Raw genomic sequence first — 2,006 nt, forward strand, 5'->3', positions numbered from 1 at the left:
ACGCTGGCGTCGTCGACCGGGTCGATCTTCACGTCGAGAGTGCTGCTGGAGCCAGTGTTGGTGGTGTAGCCGATTTGCGGCACATCACCATTGAAATCTTTAACCGGGGTGAAGGCGTAAGCGCCGTCGGTACCGATGGTGATCGAACCCACGCCCGCGATGACGGCGGTTTGGCCGGCGGTGTAAGTGGTTCCACCCACATTGAAGCTGGCAACGGTCAGCACGTTATCGACGTCGCTGTCGTTAGTCAGCACATTGCCGGTGGCAACGGTGTCTTCTTTCGCGCTGCCGGTGTCGGCCTGAAGGACGCTGGCGTCGTCGACCGGGTCGATCTTCACGTCCAGGGTGCTGCTGGAGCCGGTGTTGGTGGTGTAGCCGATTTGCGGCACATCACCATTGAAGTCTTTAACCGGGGTGAAGGCGTAAGCGCCGTCGGTGCCGATGGTGATCGAGCCCACGCCTGCAATGACGGCGGTTTGGCCGGCAACATAACTCGCGCCGTTGACGGTGAAGCTGGTAACGGTCAGCACGTTATCCACGTCGCTGTCGTTGGTTAGCACATTGCCGGTGGCGACGGTGTCTTCTTTCGCGCTGCCGGTGTCAGCCTGCAAGACGCTGGCGTCGTCGACAGGGTCGATCTTCACGTCCAAGGTGCTGCTGGAGCCGGTATTGGTGGTGTAGCCAATTTGTGGGACGTCGCCGTTGAAGTCTTTGACCGGGGTGAAGGCGTAAGCGCCGTCGGTGCCGATGGTGATCGAGCCCACACCAGCAATAACAGCGGTTTGGCCTGCTTGGTAGTTAGTGCCGTTGACGGTGAAACTGGCGACGGTCAGGACGTTGTCCACGTCGCTGTCATTAGTCAGCACGTTGCCGGTAGCAACCGTGTCTTCCTTAGCACTACCAGTGTCAGCCTGCAAGACGCTGGCATCGTCGACAGGGTCGATCTTCACGTCCAGGGTGCTGCTGGAGCCGGTGTTGGTGGTGTAGCCGATTTGTGGGACGTCGCCGTTGAAGTCTTTGACTGGCGTAAAGGCGTAAGCACCGTCAGTACCGATGGTGATCGAACCCACACCAGCAATAACAGCGGTTTGGCCTGCTTGGTAGTTAGTGCCGTTGACGGTGAAACTGGCGACGGTCAGGACGTTGTCCACGTCGCTGTCATTAGTCAGCACGTTGCCAGTGGCAACAGCGTCTTCTTTCGCGCTGCCAGTGTCAGCCTGCAAGACGCTGGCGTCGTCGACCGGGTCGATCTTCACGTCGAGAGTGCTGCTGGAGCCAGTGTTGGTGGTGTAGCCGATTTGCGGCACATCACCATTGAAATCTTTAACCGGGGTGAAGGCGTAAGCGCCGTCGGTACCGATGGTGATCGAACCCACGCCGGCGATAACAGCGGTCTGGCCCGCTTGGTAGTTAGTGCCGTTGACGGTGAAGCTGGCGACGGTCAGGACGTTGTCCACGTCGCTGTCGTTGGTCAGCACGTTGCCGGTAGCAACCGTGTCTTCCTTGGCGCTGCCGGTATCGGCCTGCAGGACGCTGGCGTCGTCGACCGGGTCGATCTTCACGTCCAGGGTGCTGCTGGAGCCGGTGTTGGTGGTGTAGCCGATTTGCGGTACATCACCATTGAAGTCTTTAACCGGCGTGAAAGCGTAAGCGCCGTCGGTGCCGATGGTGATTGTGCCCACACCAGCAATAACAGCGGTCCGGCCCGCTTGGTAGTTAGTGCCGTTGACGGTGAAGCTGGCGACGGTCAGGACGTTATCGACGTCGCTGTCGTTGGTCAGCACATTGCCGGTGGCAACGGTGTCTTCCTTGGCGCTGCCGGTATCGGCCTGCAGAACGCTGGCGTCGTCGACGGGGTCGATCTTCACGTCCAGGGTGCTGCTGGAGCCGGTGTTGGTGGTGTAGCCGATTTGCGGTACATCACCATTGAAGTCTTTAACCGGCGTGAAAGCGTAAGCGCCGTCGGTGCCGATGGTGATTGTGCCCACACCAGCAATAACAGCGGT

General features: G+C 59.7%; 1 protein-coding gene. It reads right to left on the minus strand.

All coding sequences use genetic code 11. The features are described 5' to 3' along the window. On the minus strand, positions 1-2,006 hold a 2,006-nt coding region (locus G7025_RS26505; RefSeq protein WP_258197740.1), incomplete at both ends, for a beta strand repeat-containing protein.

Source organism: Pseudomonas lurida, assembly GCF_013522705.1.
GTDB classification, from domain to species: Bacteria; Pseudomonadota; Gammaproteobacteria; order Pseudomonadales; family Pseudomonadaceae; genus Aquipseudomonas; species Aquipseudomonas quebecensis.